The organism is Photorhabdus sp. RM71S, from assembly GCF_042879355.1.
GTDB lineage: Bacteria > Pseudomonadota > Gammaproteobacteria > Enterobacterales > Enterobacteriaceae > Photorhabdus > Photorhabdus kayaii.
The window spans coordinates 202,356-217,481 of record NZ_JBHFKV010000002.1 but is presented as its reverse complement, the minus strand read 5'-3'; the positions used below and the strand labels follow the sequence as shown (position 1 = coordinate 217,481).

13 protein-coding genes are annotated in these 15,126 nt (G+C 39.0%); 8 read left to right on the top strand and 5 right to left on the bottom strand.

Annotated elements, in window-relative coordinates:
- Positions 1 to 187: 187 nt before the first annotated feature.
- On the top strand, positions 188 to 1,411 hold the full coding sequence (deoB, locus tag ACGF5R_RS01955; protein ID WP_387689501.1) for a phosphopentomutase: 1,224 nt from the start codon (positions 188 to 190) through the stop codon (positions 1,409 to 1,411).
- A gap of 76 nt (positions 1,412 to 1,487) precedes the next feature.
- A complete protein-coding gene (gene deoD / locus ACGF5R_RS01950; protein WP_036811781.1) occupies positions 1,488 to 2,204 on the top strand; it encodes a purine-nucleoside phosphorylase in 717 nt (238 codons plus the stop codon).
- Positions 2,205 to 2,295: 91 nt separating this feature from the next.
- Here deoD and ACGF5R_RS01945 read toward each other — a convergent pair whose 3' ends face one another.
- Both ACGF5R_RS01945 and ACGF5R_RS01940 read right to left on the bottom strand, forming a co-directional pair.
- On the bottom strand, positions 2,296 to 3,450 hold the full coding sequence (locus ACGF5R_RS01945) for a trans-sulfuration enzyme family protein (protein ID WP_387689498.1): 1,155 nt from the start codon (positions 3,448 to 3,450) through the stop codon (positions 2,296 to 2,298).
- Between the two features lie 17 nt (positions 3,451 to 3,467).
- Positions 3,468 to 4,835 carry a cystathionine beta-synthase gene (locus ACGF5R_RS01940; RefSeq protein ID WP_112879073.1) on the bottom strand — a complete coding sequence of 456 codons (1,368 nt, stop codon included), beginning with the start codon at positions 4,833 to 4,835 and terminating at the stop codon, positions 3,468 to 3,470.
- Positions 4,836 to 5,268: 433 nt separating this feature from the next.
- Here ACGF5R_RS01940 and ACGF5R_RS01935 point away from each other — a divergent pair, with 433 nt between their 5' ends.
- The 5 genes from ACGF5R_RS01935 (at position 5,269) to ACGF5R_RS01915 (ending at position 11,198) form a co-directional block, all read left to right on the top strand.
- Positions 5,269 to 7,173, top strand: a complete 1,905-nt coding sequence (locus ACGF5R_RS01935) for a hypothetical protein (protein ID WP_387689495.1) — start codon at positions 5,269 to 5,271, stop codon at positions 7,171 to 7,173.
- Between the two features lie 21 nt (positions 7,174 to 7,194).
- Positions 7,195 to 8,886: a hypothetical protein gene (locus tag ACGF5R_RS01930; protein ID WP_387689492.1), complete on the top strand. Its 1,692-nt coding sequence runs from the start codon at positions 7,195 to 7,197 to the stop codon at positions 8,884 to 8,886.
- A gap of 66 nt (positions 8,887 to 8,952) precedes the next feature.
- The gene (locus tag ACGF5R_RS01925) at positions 8,953 to 9,867 is read left to right on the top strand and encodes a hypothetical protein (protein WP_387689489.1); all 915 of its coding nucleotides are present in this window, start codon (positions 8,953 to 8,955) and stop codon (positions 9,865 to 9,867) included.
- Positions 9,868 to 9,869: 2 nt separating this feature from the next.
- The gene (locus ACGF5R_RS01920) at positions 9,870 to 10,193 is read left to right on the top strand and encodes a hypothetical protein (protein ID WP_387689486.1); all 324 of its coding nucleotides are present in this window, start codon (positions 9,870 to 9,872) and stop codon (positions 10,191 to 10,193) included.
- Between the two features lie 81 nt (positions 10,194 to 10,274).
- Entirely contained in the window at positions 10,275 to 11,198 is a 924-nt protein-coding gene (locus tag ACGF5R_RS01915) for a hypothetical protein (protein WP_387689483.1), read from the top strand.
- A gap of 1,681 nt (positions 11,199 to 12,879) precedes the next feature.
- Here ACGF5R_RS01915 and ACGF5R_RS01910 read toward each other — a convergent pair.
- Together ACGF5R_RS01910 and ACGF5R_RS01905 are read right to left on the bottom strand one after the other, a co-directional pair.
- Complete coding sequence (locus tag ACGF5R_RS01910; protein WP_387689540.1) at positions 12,880 to 13,551, bottom strand: hemagglutinin repeat-containing protein; 672 nt, start codon at positions 13,549 to 13,551, stop codon at positions 12,880 to 12,882.
- Positions 13,552 to 13,647: 96 nt separating this feature from the next.
- A complete protein-coding gene (locus ACGF5R_RS01905; protein WP_387689480.1) occupies positions 13,648 to 14,121 on the bottom strand; it encodes a hemagglutinin repeat-containing protein in 474 nt (157 codons plus the stop codon).
- 174 nt (positions 14,122 to 14,295) lie between these two features.
- Here ACGF5R_RS01905 and ACGF5R_RS01900 point away from each other — a divergent pair, with 174 nt between their 5' ends.
- Positions 14,296 to 14,436, top strand: coding sequence for a SymE family type I addiction module toxin (locus tag ACGF5R_RS01900; protein WP_387689477.1), 141 nt, complete (start codon positions 14,296 to 14,298; stop codon positions 14,434 to 14,436).
- A gap of 53 nt (positions 14,437 to 14,489) precedes the next feature.
- Here ACGF5R_RS01900 and ACGF5R_RS01895 read toward each other — a convergent pair whose 3' ends face one another.
- Entirely contained in the window at positions 14,490 to 15,125 is a 636-nt protein-coding gene (locus tag ACGF5R_RS01895) for an SMI1/KNR4 family protein (protein WP_387689474.1), read from the bottom strand.
- Position 15,126: the final 1 nt, after the last annotated feature.

Below are 15,126 nucleotides of genomic sequence, written 5' to 3'. Positions count from 1 at the left end.
TTATTATTAGATAATGGTGGCATTTTCGCATTGTTATACCCTATGGATTTCAAGATGCATCGCGACGGCAAGGGAGTGAATCCCCGGGAGCATAGCAAACTATGTAACCGGGGTGAGCGAGTGCAGCCAACAAAGAGGCAGCTTGAAAGATAACGGGTATAGTGTGATTTGACGCAGGAGAAAATTTATGAAACGAACATTCATCATGGTATTGGATTCTTTTGGCATTGGCGCCAGTGAAGATGCCGAAAAATTTGGTGATAAAGGATCTAACACCTTGGGGCACATTGCCGAAGCATGTGCCCGTGGTGATGCTGATGTTGGTCGCAAAGGGCCTCTGTATTTGCCGAACTTAAGCAGTTTAGGTTTGGGGAAAGCGACTGAGGAGTCCTGTGGAACTTTCCCTGTCGGTTTGGATAAAGACGCGGACATTATGGGTGCTTACGCTTACGCCAGTGAACTCTCTTCCGGTAAAGATACACCGTCAGGTCACTGGGAAATTGCCGGTGTCCCGGTGCTGTTTGACTGGGGTTACTTCAAAGATGAAGAGAACAGCTTTCCGCAGGCATTGTTGGATAAACTGGTAGAACGCGCAAATCTGCCAGGTTATCTCGGTAACTGCCACTCTTCTGGTACGGTTATTCTGGATAAGTTGGGTGAAGAACATATGAAAACGGGTAAACCGATTTTCTATACCTCTGCTGACTCGGTATTCCAGATCGCTTGCCACGAAGAGACTTTCGGTTTAGATCGCCTGTATGAACTGTGTGAAATCGCCCGTGAAGAGTTGACTGATGGCGGTTACAACATTGGCCGGGTTATTGCGCGCCCATTTGTTGGAGACAAGGCGGGTAATTTCCAGCGTACCGGTAATCGTCATGACTTAGCTGTAGAGCCGCCTGCTCCTACCATGCTGAAAAAATTAGTCGATGAGAAAAATGGCGAAGTCATTTCTATCGGTAAAATTGCCGATATCTATGCAAACGTCGGCATTACGCAAAAAGTAAAAGCGACCGGCATTGATGCATTGTTTGATGCAACGCTGGTGGAAATGGAAAAAGCGGGTGACAACACCATCGTATTCACTAACTTTGTCGATTTCGACTCTTCTTATGGTCATCGTCGTGATGTTCCGGGTTATGCGGCGGCATTGGAACTGTTTGACCGTCGTCTGCCTGAAATGCTGAAACGGGTGAAAGATGATGACATTTTAATCCTGACCGCCGACCACGGTTGTGATCCAACGTGGTCTGGTACTGACCACACTCGTGAGCACATTCCGGTGCTGATTTATGGACCAAAAGTACAACCTGGTTCATTGGGGCATCGTGAAACTTTTGCTGATATTGGACAGACAGTCGCTGAATATTTTGAACTGTCGCCAATGGAATATGGCAAATCAATGCTCTGAACCTACTTACTGGCTGCTTTTGGGCAGCCATGTATGACTAAAATAACCATTAAATAAAAAAATAAGGAATTTAATTATGGCCACGCCTCATATTAATGCTGAGATGGGTGATTTTGCAGATGTTGTTCTGATGCCTGGCGATCCATTACGTGCGAAATATATTGCTGAAACTTTTCTGGAAAATGTGCGGCAGGTAAACGATGTACGCGGTATGTTGGGGTTTACCGGTACTTATAAAGGCCGCCCGATTTCTGTGATGGGGCATGGTATGGGTATCCCATCCTGCTCTATCTATGCGAAAGAGCTGATCACTGATTTTGGCGCTAAAGTCCTTATCCGTGTAGGTTCCTGTGGTTCAGTACGTCAAGATGTTCAATTGCGTGACGTAATTATTGGCATGGGGGCATGTACTGATTCCAAGGTTAACCGTATACGTTTTAAAGATCACGATTTTGCGGCGATTGCTGATTTCGATCTGGTCCGTAACGCTGTTGATGCTGCTAAAGCAAAAAACATCAATGTACGTGTAGGTAACATCTTCTCGGTTGAGCTGTTCTATACACCCGATCCACAACTGTTCGATGTAATGGAGCAATATGGCATTCTGGGCGTAGAAATGGAAGCTGCGGGTTTTTACGGTGTTGCGGCTGAATATGGCGCAAAAGCGCTGACTATCTGTACTGTCTCTGACCACATTCGTACTCATGAAAAACTGACTGCCGAGGAACGCCAGACGACTTTCAATGAAATGATTGAAATCGCATTGGAATCCGTTCTGTTGGGTGATAAATAATTCTGGTTCTACATTTACTTTTGATTGCATAAAAAGAGCCGCTTTTTATTTAAATGCCAGCCAGTTGAAAAAATTGGCTGGCATAGCTCTTTTATTGCGCGGCTTTTTCCAACGCCTGAGCTAAATCAGCGATGAGATCTTCGGCATCCTCTATACCCACAGAAATACGTACCAACTGTGGTGTGATCCCAGAAGCAAGGCGTTTTTCTAATGGAATAGACGCGTGAGTCATACTAAATGGTTGGCTGATCAGACTCTCCACCCCGCCCAGACTTTCTGCCAATGTAAATAGTTTTAGCTCTTGAATTAACCGGCGGGCATAATCATCATCACCTTTTAAGTGAACAGAAATCATACCGCCAAAGCCCTTCATTTGACGTTTCGCCAATTCATGCTGTGGATGGGAAGCGAGGCCGGGATAGAAGACGGTTTTGATCTGAGGCTGTTGCTCCAGCCAATGTGCGATCTTTGATGCACTGTCAATGTGGCGTTGCATACGCAGGGCAAGTGTCCGCATTCCGCGCAGCACCAGGAAACTACTAAATGGATCGAGTACACCACCTATAGAGTTTTGCAGAAAACCCAGTTTTTCTGCTAGTTCTGCATTTTTTCCGACCACTGCCAGCCCGGCGATCACATCAGAGTGGCCGTTTAAATATTTAGTAGCGGAGTGCACGACGACATCAAATCCCAGATCAAGTGGGCGCTGGAGATACGGTGAGGCGAAAGTGTTATCTGCCACACTAATAATACTGTGGCGTTGCGCTATTTGTGCGATAGCCGTCAGATCGGCCAGTTTCAGCAAGGGATTGGTGGGGGTTTCCACCCAAATCATTTTTGTGTCGGGACGAATAGCGGCTTCAAGGCCGGCAATGTCATTGGCTTCCACATAAGTGACACGCAAACCGGCAGTGCGGCTACGTACTTTTTCGAGTAGCCGATAGGTGCCACCGTACAGATCATCGACTGCCACCAAATGGCTATCCTTATCCAAAAGTTCTAGCACCGTAGAACTGGCAGCCAGCCCCGAACTAAAAGCGTAGCCTCGGCTACCGTTTTCCAGTTCGGCTATCGCGCTTTCCAGAGCATCACGTGTCGGATTGCCACTGCGGGAATATTCATAACCAGAGTGCTGGCCGGGGGCTGATTGGGCGTAAGTTGATGTTGCATAAATTGCCGGCATTACCGCGCCAGTGTGATCCGGAGTGTAGCCAGCGTGAACAGTTTTAGTATCAAACTTGGTCATAGAGTTATTCCTAAAAATCAATTAAGTTGCTGACGCCATGCGTTCAGCACATCTGTGCGAGTTACCAGCCCAAGAAAATGGTCATTATTGACGATCAGCGCCACATGTCCGGCGTCGAAAGTTGCCATCAATTGTTGCAGAGAAGCGTTTTTATCCAGCGTTTTCACCTGATGAGTCATGGCGTGGCTAACGGGCAGGCTGAAATTATGTGGATCAGCCTGCACGGTGTGCATCAAATCCCACTCGTCGATAATGCCAACGACTTGTTCTCCTTTCAGCACCGGTAATTGCGAAATTTCATATAATCGCATGCGGGTATGCGCGGTTTTCAATGTATCTTCTGGCGATATAAAAACCGTAGCGCCATCCTGATAGCGGTAAGTAATATAGTCGCTGAGATCGTGCTGTTGCACACGCGATTTGAATCCCTGTTCCAGCATCCAATAATCGTTAAACATTTTTGACAGATACTTGTTTCCACTGTCACATGCTAGCGTAACCACACGTTTGGGAGTGGTTTGCGCACGGCAATAGCGCAGTGCAGCGGCGAGCAAAGTTCCGCTGGAAGAGCCAGCCAGAACACCTTCCTTTAGCAACAGATCACGGGCACTGGAAAAAGCCTCTGCATCACTGACACGGTATGCGTGGTGCACTCGACTAAAATCGCCCAGAGGAGGGATAAAATCTTCGCCGATGCCTTCTACCTGCCAGCTTCCGGCTTCGCCATATTTGCCGTGTTCAATATAGTCCACCAGAATAGAACCATTTGGATCTGCCAGAACAAACTCCGTTTCCGGCGAAACTTGAGCAAAATAGTGGCTCAAGCCGCCAAGCGTACCGCCTGACCCGACACCGAGCACCACTGCATCGACATTGTGGTCCATTTGTTGCCAGATTTCCGGTCCGGTAGAGGTAGTGTGTGCTGCTGAATTAGCGGGATTATTGAACTGATCGATATAATAAGCACCGGGAATCTCCTGCGCCAGACGTAGGGCATAGTCTTGATAATACTCTGGATGACCTTTACTGACATCAGAACGGGTAAGACGTACATCGGTACCCAGTGCACGCAGATGAAACACCTTTTCCCGGCTCATCTTATCTGGAACGACCAGAATCAATTTATAGCCTTTCAAGGCGGCGACTAGTGCCAATCCGATGCCGGTATTACCAGCCGTAGCTTCAATAATCGTACCACCAGATTGAAGCAATCCCTGTTCTTCCGCCTGTTCGATCATGGAAAGAGCGACGCGATCTTTAATAGAGCCACCGGGATTTTGATTCTCCAGCTTAATAAATAATTGACATTGACCGGTATTCAGATGCGTTAACTCCAGCAACGGGGTATTGCCAATCATATTGAGAACAGAGCGTGATGTGGTCATATCATCTCCAGATAATCCGTTGTATTCAGATAGTTATGGAGGATAACTCTGTATATGTATTTGTTTGAAAGAATGAATAGCAACCATATATAGCCAAAAGGAATATATTAGTTTTGTTTTAGATGTGAAGAAGTATAGACGTTTAGATTTCCTGATTTATTAAAGTGTGAAGTAAATAAAATCATTTAATTTACAGGTTCTATGATTTTTTATCGGCAATTTATATATTGATAACTTAGTTATTAATCTAAGAAGTATTCAGGTTTCAAAAATATTCCATGAACAAGATAATGGCTATTTTCATCTTGTTTCTTGGAGTTTCTGTTGTAATTTTAAAATAACATCTTCCTGTCTTCTGTTTTTACTCTGGTAAATCATATGTATTTTGTGTAGAGTTTGATCGTACAAAAATAAAACAAAAGAGATTTTATGAATGAGGTGGTCTGAAACCTTAAAAGAAAAACTTTTTGATATCGCTTATAAGAAATTGGAGTTATTTAAGCAGTTAGATAGTGTTGTTGATGAACATGCTCCAATTTTGGAGGAAATTAGACAAGATCTTAAACATGATGAAGCGACAGCTACTGCCATTATGTTTGAGCTTGCAAAGATGGGATTCCTATATCAAAGGAGTAGAGATAAGGCACGTAAAGTTGCTTTGCCGATGAGAGACAAAACAGCATCTAAAGACGATTTTACATTATGTGTATCTTATAAAGCGCTGGCAAAGAAAGATAAAGAGGTATTTTTAAAAGCCAATCAGCTTTTTGAGGCGGGGTGGTTGGTAAATGATGTTGTTGCTCACTTTTCCCTGCAATTAAATCGATCGAAAAGAAACATTATACAAGAATTGTATCACCAAAAATTGATTATTCTCTTAGATGGAGAATATCAGCCATGTGGCATAAGTCGTAAGTCAGAACAACCCACCCTTGCTAATTACTTAGCGAATAGGAGAGCCCCACAGCATCTTAAAGATGAAATTAATACATTGAGAGCTCAATTATCTGAACTCTATAGCGTATATCAAAATAATAGTCCGGAACTGGTATTTTCAAATGACGGAACGGGTTTTGGTAAGAGCTATGGAGTACTTAGCCGTTACATTGAATCAGTTACTGTTAATGTGAAAAACAGTGATTTTACCAATTTTCTATTTGTTACTCCCCAGAAAGCACAGATTGATTTTGACAAGAAACTGATTAAAAAGGCGAAGAAAAAAGGCATCGAATTTCTTGGCCTTTATGGTCAGGAAGATCTGAGAGACTTGAACTTTGTAAACTGGGTTGAAGATTGCAACGGAGAAATTATTGAGAATAGAACACGTTATTTAACATGGGAAAAAAGAGCGAAAAAATCACAGTTGGCATCGAAAGCCAATAATTTAGCTGTTATTGTTAGAATGATAGATAGTATTGAAAAGCAAATTTTAAGACAAAAACAGCAGGGTGATGAATTTGATCTTATTCAGGATTACGAAGATCAGCTTCAAAAGTATAAATCTAATTTAACGAGGGCGCTTGATCAGTTATCGGAGGCCGCTTTAAACCAACAAGAATTGGCAGTTAATCTACCTGCTATTATGCGAGTAGAGAGCAAGATTGAGCAGTTGCGTAAAGAAATTATCTTTCATTGTATACCTATGGCAGCAGCGATGGTTTCGCCTTGTATTCTGCTGGCAACGACTAGCAAATTTGACAGACCGATTAAAATGCCACGGATAAATAAGGCAGGTAAATATATTGTAAAATCGATGCCTTTTGATTACTTAATTGGTGGAAAAAAGAAACTCACAGCCAGTACATTAAGTGCTTTTTTAGAATCTCCTGTTGCAGAACAAATTGAATATTTAAAGACAGAGTTTTTCAAGATCGACGATGAAAACTATTTTAGAAAATACAATATCAGTTTTACATTAGTGATTGATGAAGAACATGAGGCTTATCGAGTTTTCTCAAAGTCGCGCAGTGTGAATTTAATTGATAACAAAGTACAACTTGTTCATGTTTTTGCGGTGACTTACCGTCTATTACAACAAGTGAAAGATATTGATGTTGCTAAGATGCCATATTTACCTTTTTTCTCTGAGAAAAATGAATTTATTCATGATATCAAGGAGTATTTGGAAAAGAATTGCGAGCTATCTTTAGAAGGCACTATTGAACAAAACTTAGAGTCTTTACTTAAACTTTTTTCTGGCAATATCGATTTTGTTCAAATTAAGAGTGATGATATTGAGCAAGTCATTAATATTACAAGAAATGTATTTAGTTTTTCTCCTAAACGTTTTTTTAATCTCTCAGGGTTGAATTCCCCGTCGCTTGCGACGAATAAATAAAAACTGAACGATGCGAAGCGGGTGATTTCATATTTTAATACCCCGCTGCTTGCGGCGGGGATATTTATTGAAGAATCACTAAAGAAGGTGAAAATTGAATTTGTACATAGAGGAGGTGGTTGTCAGTTATATTATTCTACCGATAGTCGAGATAAAAATCCTTCTCTTCATGATACTTATCAACTTGCGATGGTCGTATTGGCTGCTGCTGCGAAGATTTCCAGTCGCTCACAATTTGCTAAATCACTTAAGCAGGCGGGAGATAGTAGTCAAAATTTTTTGATGTATAAGTTTATACAGAAAGCAGGAAAAATCAGGAATGAACTGAAACAAATGTTTGATCATCCTGCGTCGGAAGAAATGTTGATTTCTTACTTCTATACATATTTTCAGTCTAAAACAGTATTTACCATAGAGCGGATGAAAGAGTTAGAGTTTCAAGACGAGGCATTAAGTAATCTCACGTATATAAATTTTACTCTTGATCTTATTAAAGAGCAGCCCGAAGTGGCTTTACTCCGTAGTCTCTATAACACAAGGAATAGCGTAATTTGTCTCAGTGCAACGACAGGTTTTGCTGAAACCTATTCAGGGCAATATAATCGTAGTTTCTTACGGCGATTTTGCTCTGGTAAACCAAATAACTTAGATATTCAAATCATTGAGCGAAGTGGTGCTGATATTGCCTTGTTGACTTCTCTGCGGGATAAACGAGCGGAACTGAGAACTATTGACTTTGGTGTATTTAATTCAGATCTCCCTTTATTTGATTTTTGTAAAGATTTTAATGAGAGTTTTAAAATAAAATTTGATTTTCTTAGGAACGAGCTTTACGGTTTGGATAAAAACTTTAAAAATAGTTTAAATAACTACCAAAAGATAGAGTTCGAACGTCAGCTTTGTTCTATGCTCCTTGCTGCTTATCAAGGGAAGCATACGATGAGTTTGGCATTGAGTAATCGTTTTCAGCGTAAATTGAAAAAATATTTTTCCGGCTCAGAAGTAAAGATTAAGAATATCAAAAAAATTCATAATTCATGGAAAATATTTGAGTATTTACCTTTTGCAAATAAACCTAAGATCCGCGTGATTTTGTTTGATGCGGAATTACGTAAAGAGTGTAATATTAGAGACTTCACCCATATAAAGGATGAAAATACGAAAGTTGTATTACTCTCCTCTTATAAAAGTGCCGGTACAGGGTTAAATTATTTTCTTACTTATCCGGGGGAAGAGGAGAATTTATTTGAGGAAGATTTTGAGCGTTTAGTATTAACGAGTACACCATTCTGGAGTTCAATCATTAAGGATGAAAAAACAAATGATAGGACATTTCACTCGTTGCAAAACTATCTGCTTTTAATGAAACAATGTTCTGATTCAGATGAAGAAAAATTTTTAAAGGATTTTGACATCAATTTATCAAGTGGTGAAGATTACCAATTCTTAATGCGTGAACATATGATTGCTAAACTAAAAGATTTAATGCAAGCTATTGGTCGTGTTGAGCGTAAAGATACGAAGATGAACACAGAGATATTTATCCCGGATAGTGCTGTAGAGGATGGAATGGTTCTGTTTAATCAATTTACTCGAATTAAAAAAAATCGTCCGATATTAGAGAGTATGTCTTTATTAAATCATCATTTTATGCAGCTATGCGAAAAAGAAAGAATGATGTGTAGTTTTAAATCGTGTGAAGAGAGAAAATAATTTGAGAAAGAAATAGCTCGAAATTCGGTTTTACTTAAAAAGTTTTTTGAAGATTTTGTTCCAAAGGTGCTCTCAGTTGCAAGGGAAGATAATGTTGAAGCGATTATATTTAATGAACAGTTTCGATCTATTGAAAGTTTGATATCGCCATCAGACTATGTAAAAAAACTGAAATCAAATCCTCATGTTCAAAACTACCAGGAAATGATGGATGCGGTTAATGCATTATATATTGATATATCTACTGCTCCACAGTTGAAGTTAAGTATTAAAAATCTTGAAGATGGGTTAGTAACGTTAACTGATATTGAGCATGGCTATTCCATATATCATCCTAAAGAATGGATATTTTCAGGTATTGGTAATCTAATTGGTGGTAGAAAAGATGAGTATGTCACACATCTTTTAAAAGAAATTGCAATTCTAAACAAGAATGTGTTTAAAGATTGCATTCCACATCCCTTTTTTATTCCATTGCTCAAAGGGAATATTGGTGAGTATTTATTTACCCTACTTTTGGCTAGATTACATAATTGTCAGCCAATAGAACCTGAATTATTGAGTGAAAAAATAGGAAAAAAAGCCTATGAGTTGTTTGATTTTTATATTGAGGTGGATAAGCATTTAATTTGTGTTGATACAAAAAATTGGTCATCTACTTTAGATAAAAGATATCAATCTTTAAAAACACATGATAATGCTCAAAGAAAAGCTGGAACTATTTTAAGTTATATTGTTCATAAATATGAATCAGTTAAGTTCGTATACTTAAATACTCGTATGGAAAATAACCCATTAAATCTTGAACAAGAAATATCTCCAGATAGTAAAATTTATTATCTTAACTTATTTAAAGAATACTTTGGGTATGAAAACAAAAAGCAAGATTATGATCAAGATTTTCGTATAGGTTCAGGAAGTGAGTTAGTTAAAGAAGTTCGTATTAATAAACAGATTTTAAACTTATTGCAAGGTGGTTGAGAATGATAAAATTAGTTGATATTGCTAATGACTGTTCTAGTGTTTCTCCTGTAGCTAAAACTAATATTTTAGACATTGACGGGGGTATTTCTGGTAATATAGAGAAGCTATTTGAAGTAGATGATGGTAGTGGATTATATATTACTCACGGCCAAAAGGGTTTTGTTAAAGAGGAGGGTGAGAGCGACAAAGATTTCTATACTAAAGTAGATAAAGAAATACAAAAAATCATAAGGAAAAAACTGAATTTAAATCTATCAGAAAAAGTGTTTTATGATAGATTTTGGAATAATAAAGCAGTTCACTTTTTTTATCTTTCCGACTAGGAATATGACATAAAAGGGTTTATTGATAAATTTGAAGAAAATAGCAATTTTTTATGCAATGTTTTTTCTGCGATTATAGGATTGCATATTAAAAGAATTTTTCTTAAAGAGCTTGAAGAGAATTATGAAATAGAACCTGTTTTTTATAATTCACGAATTTACTTATCAGCAGAGCAACGAAGGAATATAATTGATGATTTTTATCCACATTTTCATTTCTTTTGTCAAAAAGAGTTAGTCATAAATTTACATAGAAAGGTCTTTAGAATTGAAAAAAAAGTGGATTCATTCAATACAGAAGAAACTCAATTGTTATTTAGGACTAAAGAAAATAATTTTCAGATCACAGATAATATTAATACCAATGAATATTCTAATAAAAAATTCATGCGATTTATGAAAGGATATCGAAATAGTAAAAATTATGTTCAGAACTTGATTATACAAAAAATAAAAGAACTATTAAATCACGCAGAGATTTCTTTTAATGAAAGGTATTTTAAAGCTGATTATATATTTCATGACTTTATTACTGTTAATAAAAATTTATCACATCCTCTGGTATTAATAGATGCTAGAATTCCAAAGCATTCTGCTGATAGTAAATCTAAAATGTTTTTGGAAAAAGAGATTAAGGAAATATTTGAACTAAAAGAATTAACTTATTCCTCTACTAAAGATTTTAATGCATTGGATAAAAATAAAAACTATTTGGTTCTCAATTCATTAGATGATGGATCTAAAACCAGTATATTGGTTGAGGGTGAAACTAAAAACACGACATGGGATGCATTTAAGCCTATGAGAGAAAAGGGAATAGATAATGTTGAAGCGGATTACTATACGAAATTGAAATCTAATAGATTTAAAGCACAAGATGAAACGGTTATTCAGTGTATGAAGCCTCTTTACTTACTGTTTGTATTAATAAAACTAGTCATATTCGGTATTAAAAACAGACGCTGCGGTTTTTACCGTATCTTTAAATTTTTAACTTATACGTAGATTTAACCTTATTTCTATTACGTTTTGTTTTGCCATGAAAACACGTTTGGTTGAATATTTAAACATTATATCTTGATTGCATAATAGTCAATGTGTGAGTGCGTATTTAACGGGGGGAGATTTAAAAATGACGATTATTAGCATGGTTTATAAAATTTTTTCTGTTTTCTGTGATTTTCATTTAATTAAGGAAAAAATAATGAGCTATTTTCGTAAGTATTTTCACCATTATCAATTAACTTTTGAAAAAACCTTAGTGTTTACATATCTCTGAACTGATTCAAAACATTTAACAGGATTAACGGGGTCTTGAAAATGATTTAAAAAATGGGCTTTAATCTTAATACCATTAGCCAATCTATTACCTTCTTTGGTTTTAAACCTAAAAAATAAAATATAGGAAAAAGAAAAACGAGAAAACTGAATGCCAATTTAATGAGAATGGAGAGGATAAATAGGGGCTATAAAACGTAAATACCATTCATTAAATCTTTTCTAGCGATCGTAAAATCCTTTTTATCGGTGATTAGTCAGCTAAGGGGTAAAAAAACAGATACCCCATTAATGCCAGCTTTTTAAAAGCTACAGAATGACTAAAAGTAGTTTGTTTACTACCATAACCATTTAAAAGTACGAATGTAGAGAGGTTGAAATTTTATATAATAGGTTGACTTAACATGACAAATTACACTTTTGGCAGAATGGTTAATGACATTTAATCGAAATCCATTAACCATTAAAGGAAAGGTTAAAAAATGAGTACGACAGAGAAAGTTTTTTAATGAACTGAAAGTTAGATGTTTTCTCACCGTCATTTTAAGGCGTAAGCTATAAAAATAATGCAATAAAAGAGAGGTAAAACGGTTAATTTGGTAGGATTTAGGCTTTGAAAAAGGAGGGTTTATCCGAGAAAACATCAAGAGATATCTTTAATATTGTTAGATTATTTATGGGCTGGTTTATAAAAGCCACTTAGGATTACCAGTAAAACCGAGCCAGTAAAAATAGAATGCGGAAAGGATAAAAATAACGGTTAAAACTTTATGCCGATTAAAACCGGAGATTAAAAAATGACTTTTAATAGTAGTTTAAGACCTGTATAGCATAAAGCTATCAGTGAAAAATGGAAGATAATCGTATGAATAATTTAATCAGATAATCTATTTTCCCAAAGGAGCCGACTTTAATAACATTTTCAACGGTTAATCAACTTTGCCATAAAATAGTTAAATAATCGATCATGAAAAAATTAAAATGAATGATTTAACAGCATACGAATCTGATTAATTGCAGTGTTATTATTCTTTTATGTAAAACTGAAAAATATGCTGAATTAGACGGCTTTACACTGTTTTAATCAGTCTGGTTTACGATCTGATTTAAACTATTTTCGTGCTTGATTAACGCTTAAATACCTGTCCAATTGTTATCACCTTTCTGGCTGATTAATCTGCCAGACCTTTTATCCTTATTTATGCAATGATAACACCCAGTATTTTAAATAGGTTTGTCAGCAACCTGAGATTCCCGCTCAAAATTAAATGGCCTGAATCGGGTAAAGTTCTGGACTCAGGTGTCATTAGCCGCGTGGTGTAACCTGTTCAACTTTCAGGTATTGCAGGCGGTACGATACTGCCTGACAACCCGGCAACGCACCGAAGTCCCGACGCTTGTGGGGCGTTCATCTATTTTGTATGTTGGACTCGTTATGGCTATCCAGTTCCTGCGGACATCCGATAATCCCCGTTAAGCCCGGAAGAGGGAAGTGAAGGGGCAAACCGTGGGCGGATTGCCCGTCAGTCTCGGAGATAGCGGGGGTAAGTGGGCAATGGTTGGCAGAAACGGCAGTGCTGATATTCACGCTATGGTGTTCGGTTTTAAAATCCGCTTTGTTCTGAATGTCGCCAAAGCTCAGAGTGCCGGTATCGAGGGTGTCTTTGTCTGCGGTACTGGCAATGACTGAGCCGTCAAGCTGAGTATGTTCACCCACTTTCACTTGATAGCCGCCTTTACTGCGGTTGGTACTGACGGAGAGATTAATACCCGTGCCTCCCGGTCCGGCAGTCAAATCGACGCCCAGTGAGCTGCCGCGACTGCTGTTTTTGCCGGTGGTCTGTTTGGTGTTTTGGCTGGATGAGAGCTGGATATCCCGGCTGGCATTGAGGTGCAGGTCTTTGCCCGCCTGCAACTGGCCGCCCTGAATACGGATATCGCCGTTCTGGTCTGGAGTACCGGAAGCGGTGAGGGTGAGATTATCCCCGGTCATCAGGCTGCTGCCCTGTTGAGTGGTCTGGTGCTGTTTCAGTTCTGACCGGGAGGACTGGCTGCCGTAGGAGAGGTTGACGCCAACCAGATTGTTATTGGCTTTGTCGTCACCGACTTTAGCATCGGCCAGTCGGGCTGCCTGTACTCCGCTAAGAGCGGCTTTGGTGCCTTGTAAGGCTTTGATTCAGCTGTCACTTTCATTGTTGGCGGCTTGAACCGTTTGAACAGCGGAATTCAGGGCCCCGCCTGCGGTGCCGGACAGAGCCACGGTCAGGCCGCTTTGTTTCTGTTCGGTTTTAGTGACAGCGGTATGACTGTTTTCCGCACTGGTGATGTTAATGTTTTGGCCGGAAAGTTGCGTATCGCGGCCCGCTACTACATCACTGCCGTGAAGGTTGAGCTGATTGCCTGCGGCCAGATTAACATCCTGAGTACCGGCTACGTTGCTGCCGATGATGTTGAGGTTATTCCCGGTCTGTACGGTCATGCGGTCGCCACTAAGCGTGGTGCTCTGTGCCCGGCGTTCATGCACTTCATCGTGGGTTTCGACTGAGGATTTGGAGAGTAAGCCATTTTCAATTAACTGTTGATGCCAGAAAGGAATAAATTTTTGGCAAAAGTCATCGACGCAGCAGTCAAGTTCTTCTAAATTAGACATGCCTGAGGATCTCCACAATTTTGTTTTCTTTGACAAAAACTTTGATCGTGCCTCAGGCGCTTAGTTTCTTTCTTAAGCAAATTTCAGGTTAATGTAAATTCAGGTAGTTCGAAAGCGCAACGCCGCTATAAAATCGGCTATATCAGCCGATGTCACACCAACCGCCACACTGGCATGACCCGCTATTACAGCCAGCACCCCAGTTTGCATCTTAAGGGCAACTGGCTGGAAGAGGCGGGCTTTATGACCGGGCAGCCGGTGCAGGTCAGCATTGAGCACGGGCTGTTGATTATCCGGCTCGTTGAGAGTAACTGACGGCCCAAAAAAGATCCCAGTCCAAGCGCTGGGATCTTTTTGTTAACTGATTTTTAATCTTTTATGCCCATTTTAATGCTTGCCCCATCGGGAATATTCCGTATTTGTAGAGCCAAATCAGCTCTGGCTCTCATTGATTCGCATGTCCGAGCTAAGTAAAGATTTTCCAATTCATATTCTCCCCCTAAAACAAAGGGAATTTTAGGGACTAAACGATGGCCAGATTGAATAGGGCCATAAATGTTTTGCCAATCATGAGCCAAAGAATATCCAGTTAAGACTTCATAATCTTCCAAGATAATTCCACTCCATTCATTTATACTCTCGGCTAATTTATCAAATAATCCTGTTTCAGGATCGAATGTATGAATACAATCATCTTTTAAACAGAACTGATTTCCAAAGATATCTTCTGCAAAGAAAAGAGCATCTTTAGCCATATCTTCGTACGAATTAATCCATAACCTACTGTTGTTCCAATCAATTAAGCCGATTTCTTCACCTATCGTTTCATATGGAAAAATGCGTAATGCAGATTCAAAGCCATAAAATCCATTTTTTTTAGTCAATAAATAGCTCAATTCATCTACCAATGATTTACCATAATTAGAAGCGATATATTTTTCTGATTTAACCGAAGAAATATCATGACTACAAATTGAGAGTAATTTGTCAGTTAAAGGCCACATT

Coding starts and splice junctions, on each gene's coding strand:
- ACGF5R_RS01940 (WP_112879073.1), bottom strand. CDS start 4,835: ATGACCACATCACGCTCTGTTCTCAATATGATTGGCAATACCCCGTTG.
- ACGF5R_RS01900 (WP_387689477.1), top strand. CDS start 14,296: ATGACCCGCTATTACAGCCAGCACCCCAGTTTGCATCTTAAGGGCAAC.
- ACGF5R_RS01920 (WP_387689486.1), top strand. CDS start 9,870: ATGATAAAATTAGTTGATATTGCTAATGACTGTTCTAGTGTTTCTCCT.
- deoB (WP_387689501.1), top strand. CDS start 188: ATGAAACGAACATTCATCATGGTATTGGATTCTTTTGGCATTGGCGCC.
- ACGF5R_RS01895 (WP_387689474.1), bottom strand. CDS start 15,125: ATGTGGCCTTTAACTGACAAATTACTCTCAATTTGTAGTCATGATATT.
- ACGF5R_RS01945 (WP_387689498.1), bottom strand. CDS start 3,450: ATGACCAAGTTTGATACTAAAACTGTTCACGCTGGCTACACTCCGGAT.
- deoD (WP_036811781.1), top strand. CDS start 1,488: ATGGCCACGCCTCATATTAATGCTGAGATGGGTGATTTTGCAGATGTT.
- ACGF5R_RS01935 (WP_387689495.1), top strand. CDS start 5,269: ATGAGGTGGTCTGAAACCTTAAAAGAAAAACTTTTTGATATCGCTTAT.
- ACGF5R_RS01905 (WP_387689480.1), bottom strand. CDS start 14,121: ATGTCTAATTTAGAAGAACTTGACTGCTGCGTCGATGACTTTTGCCAA.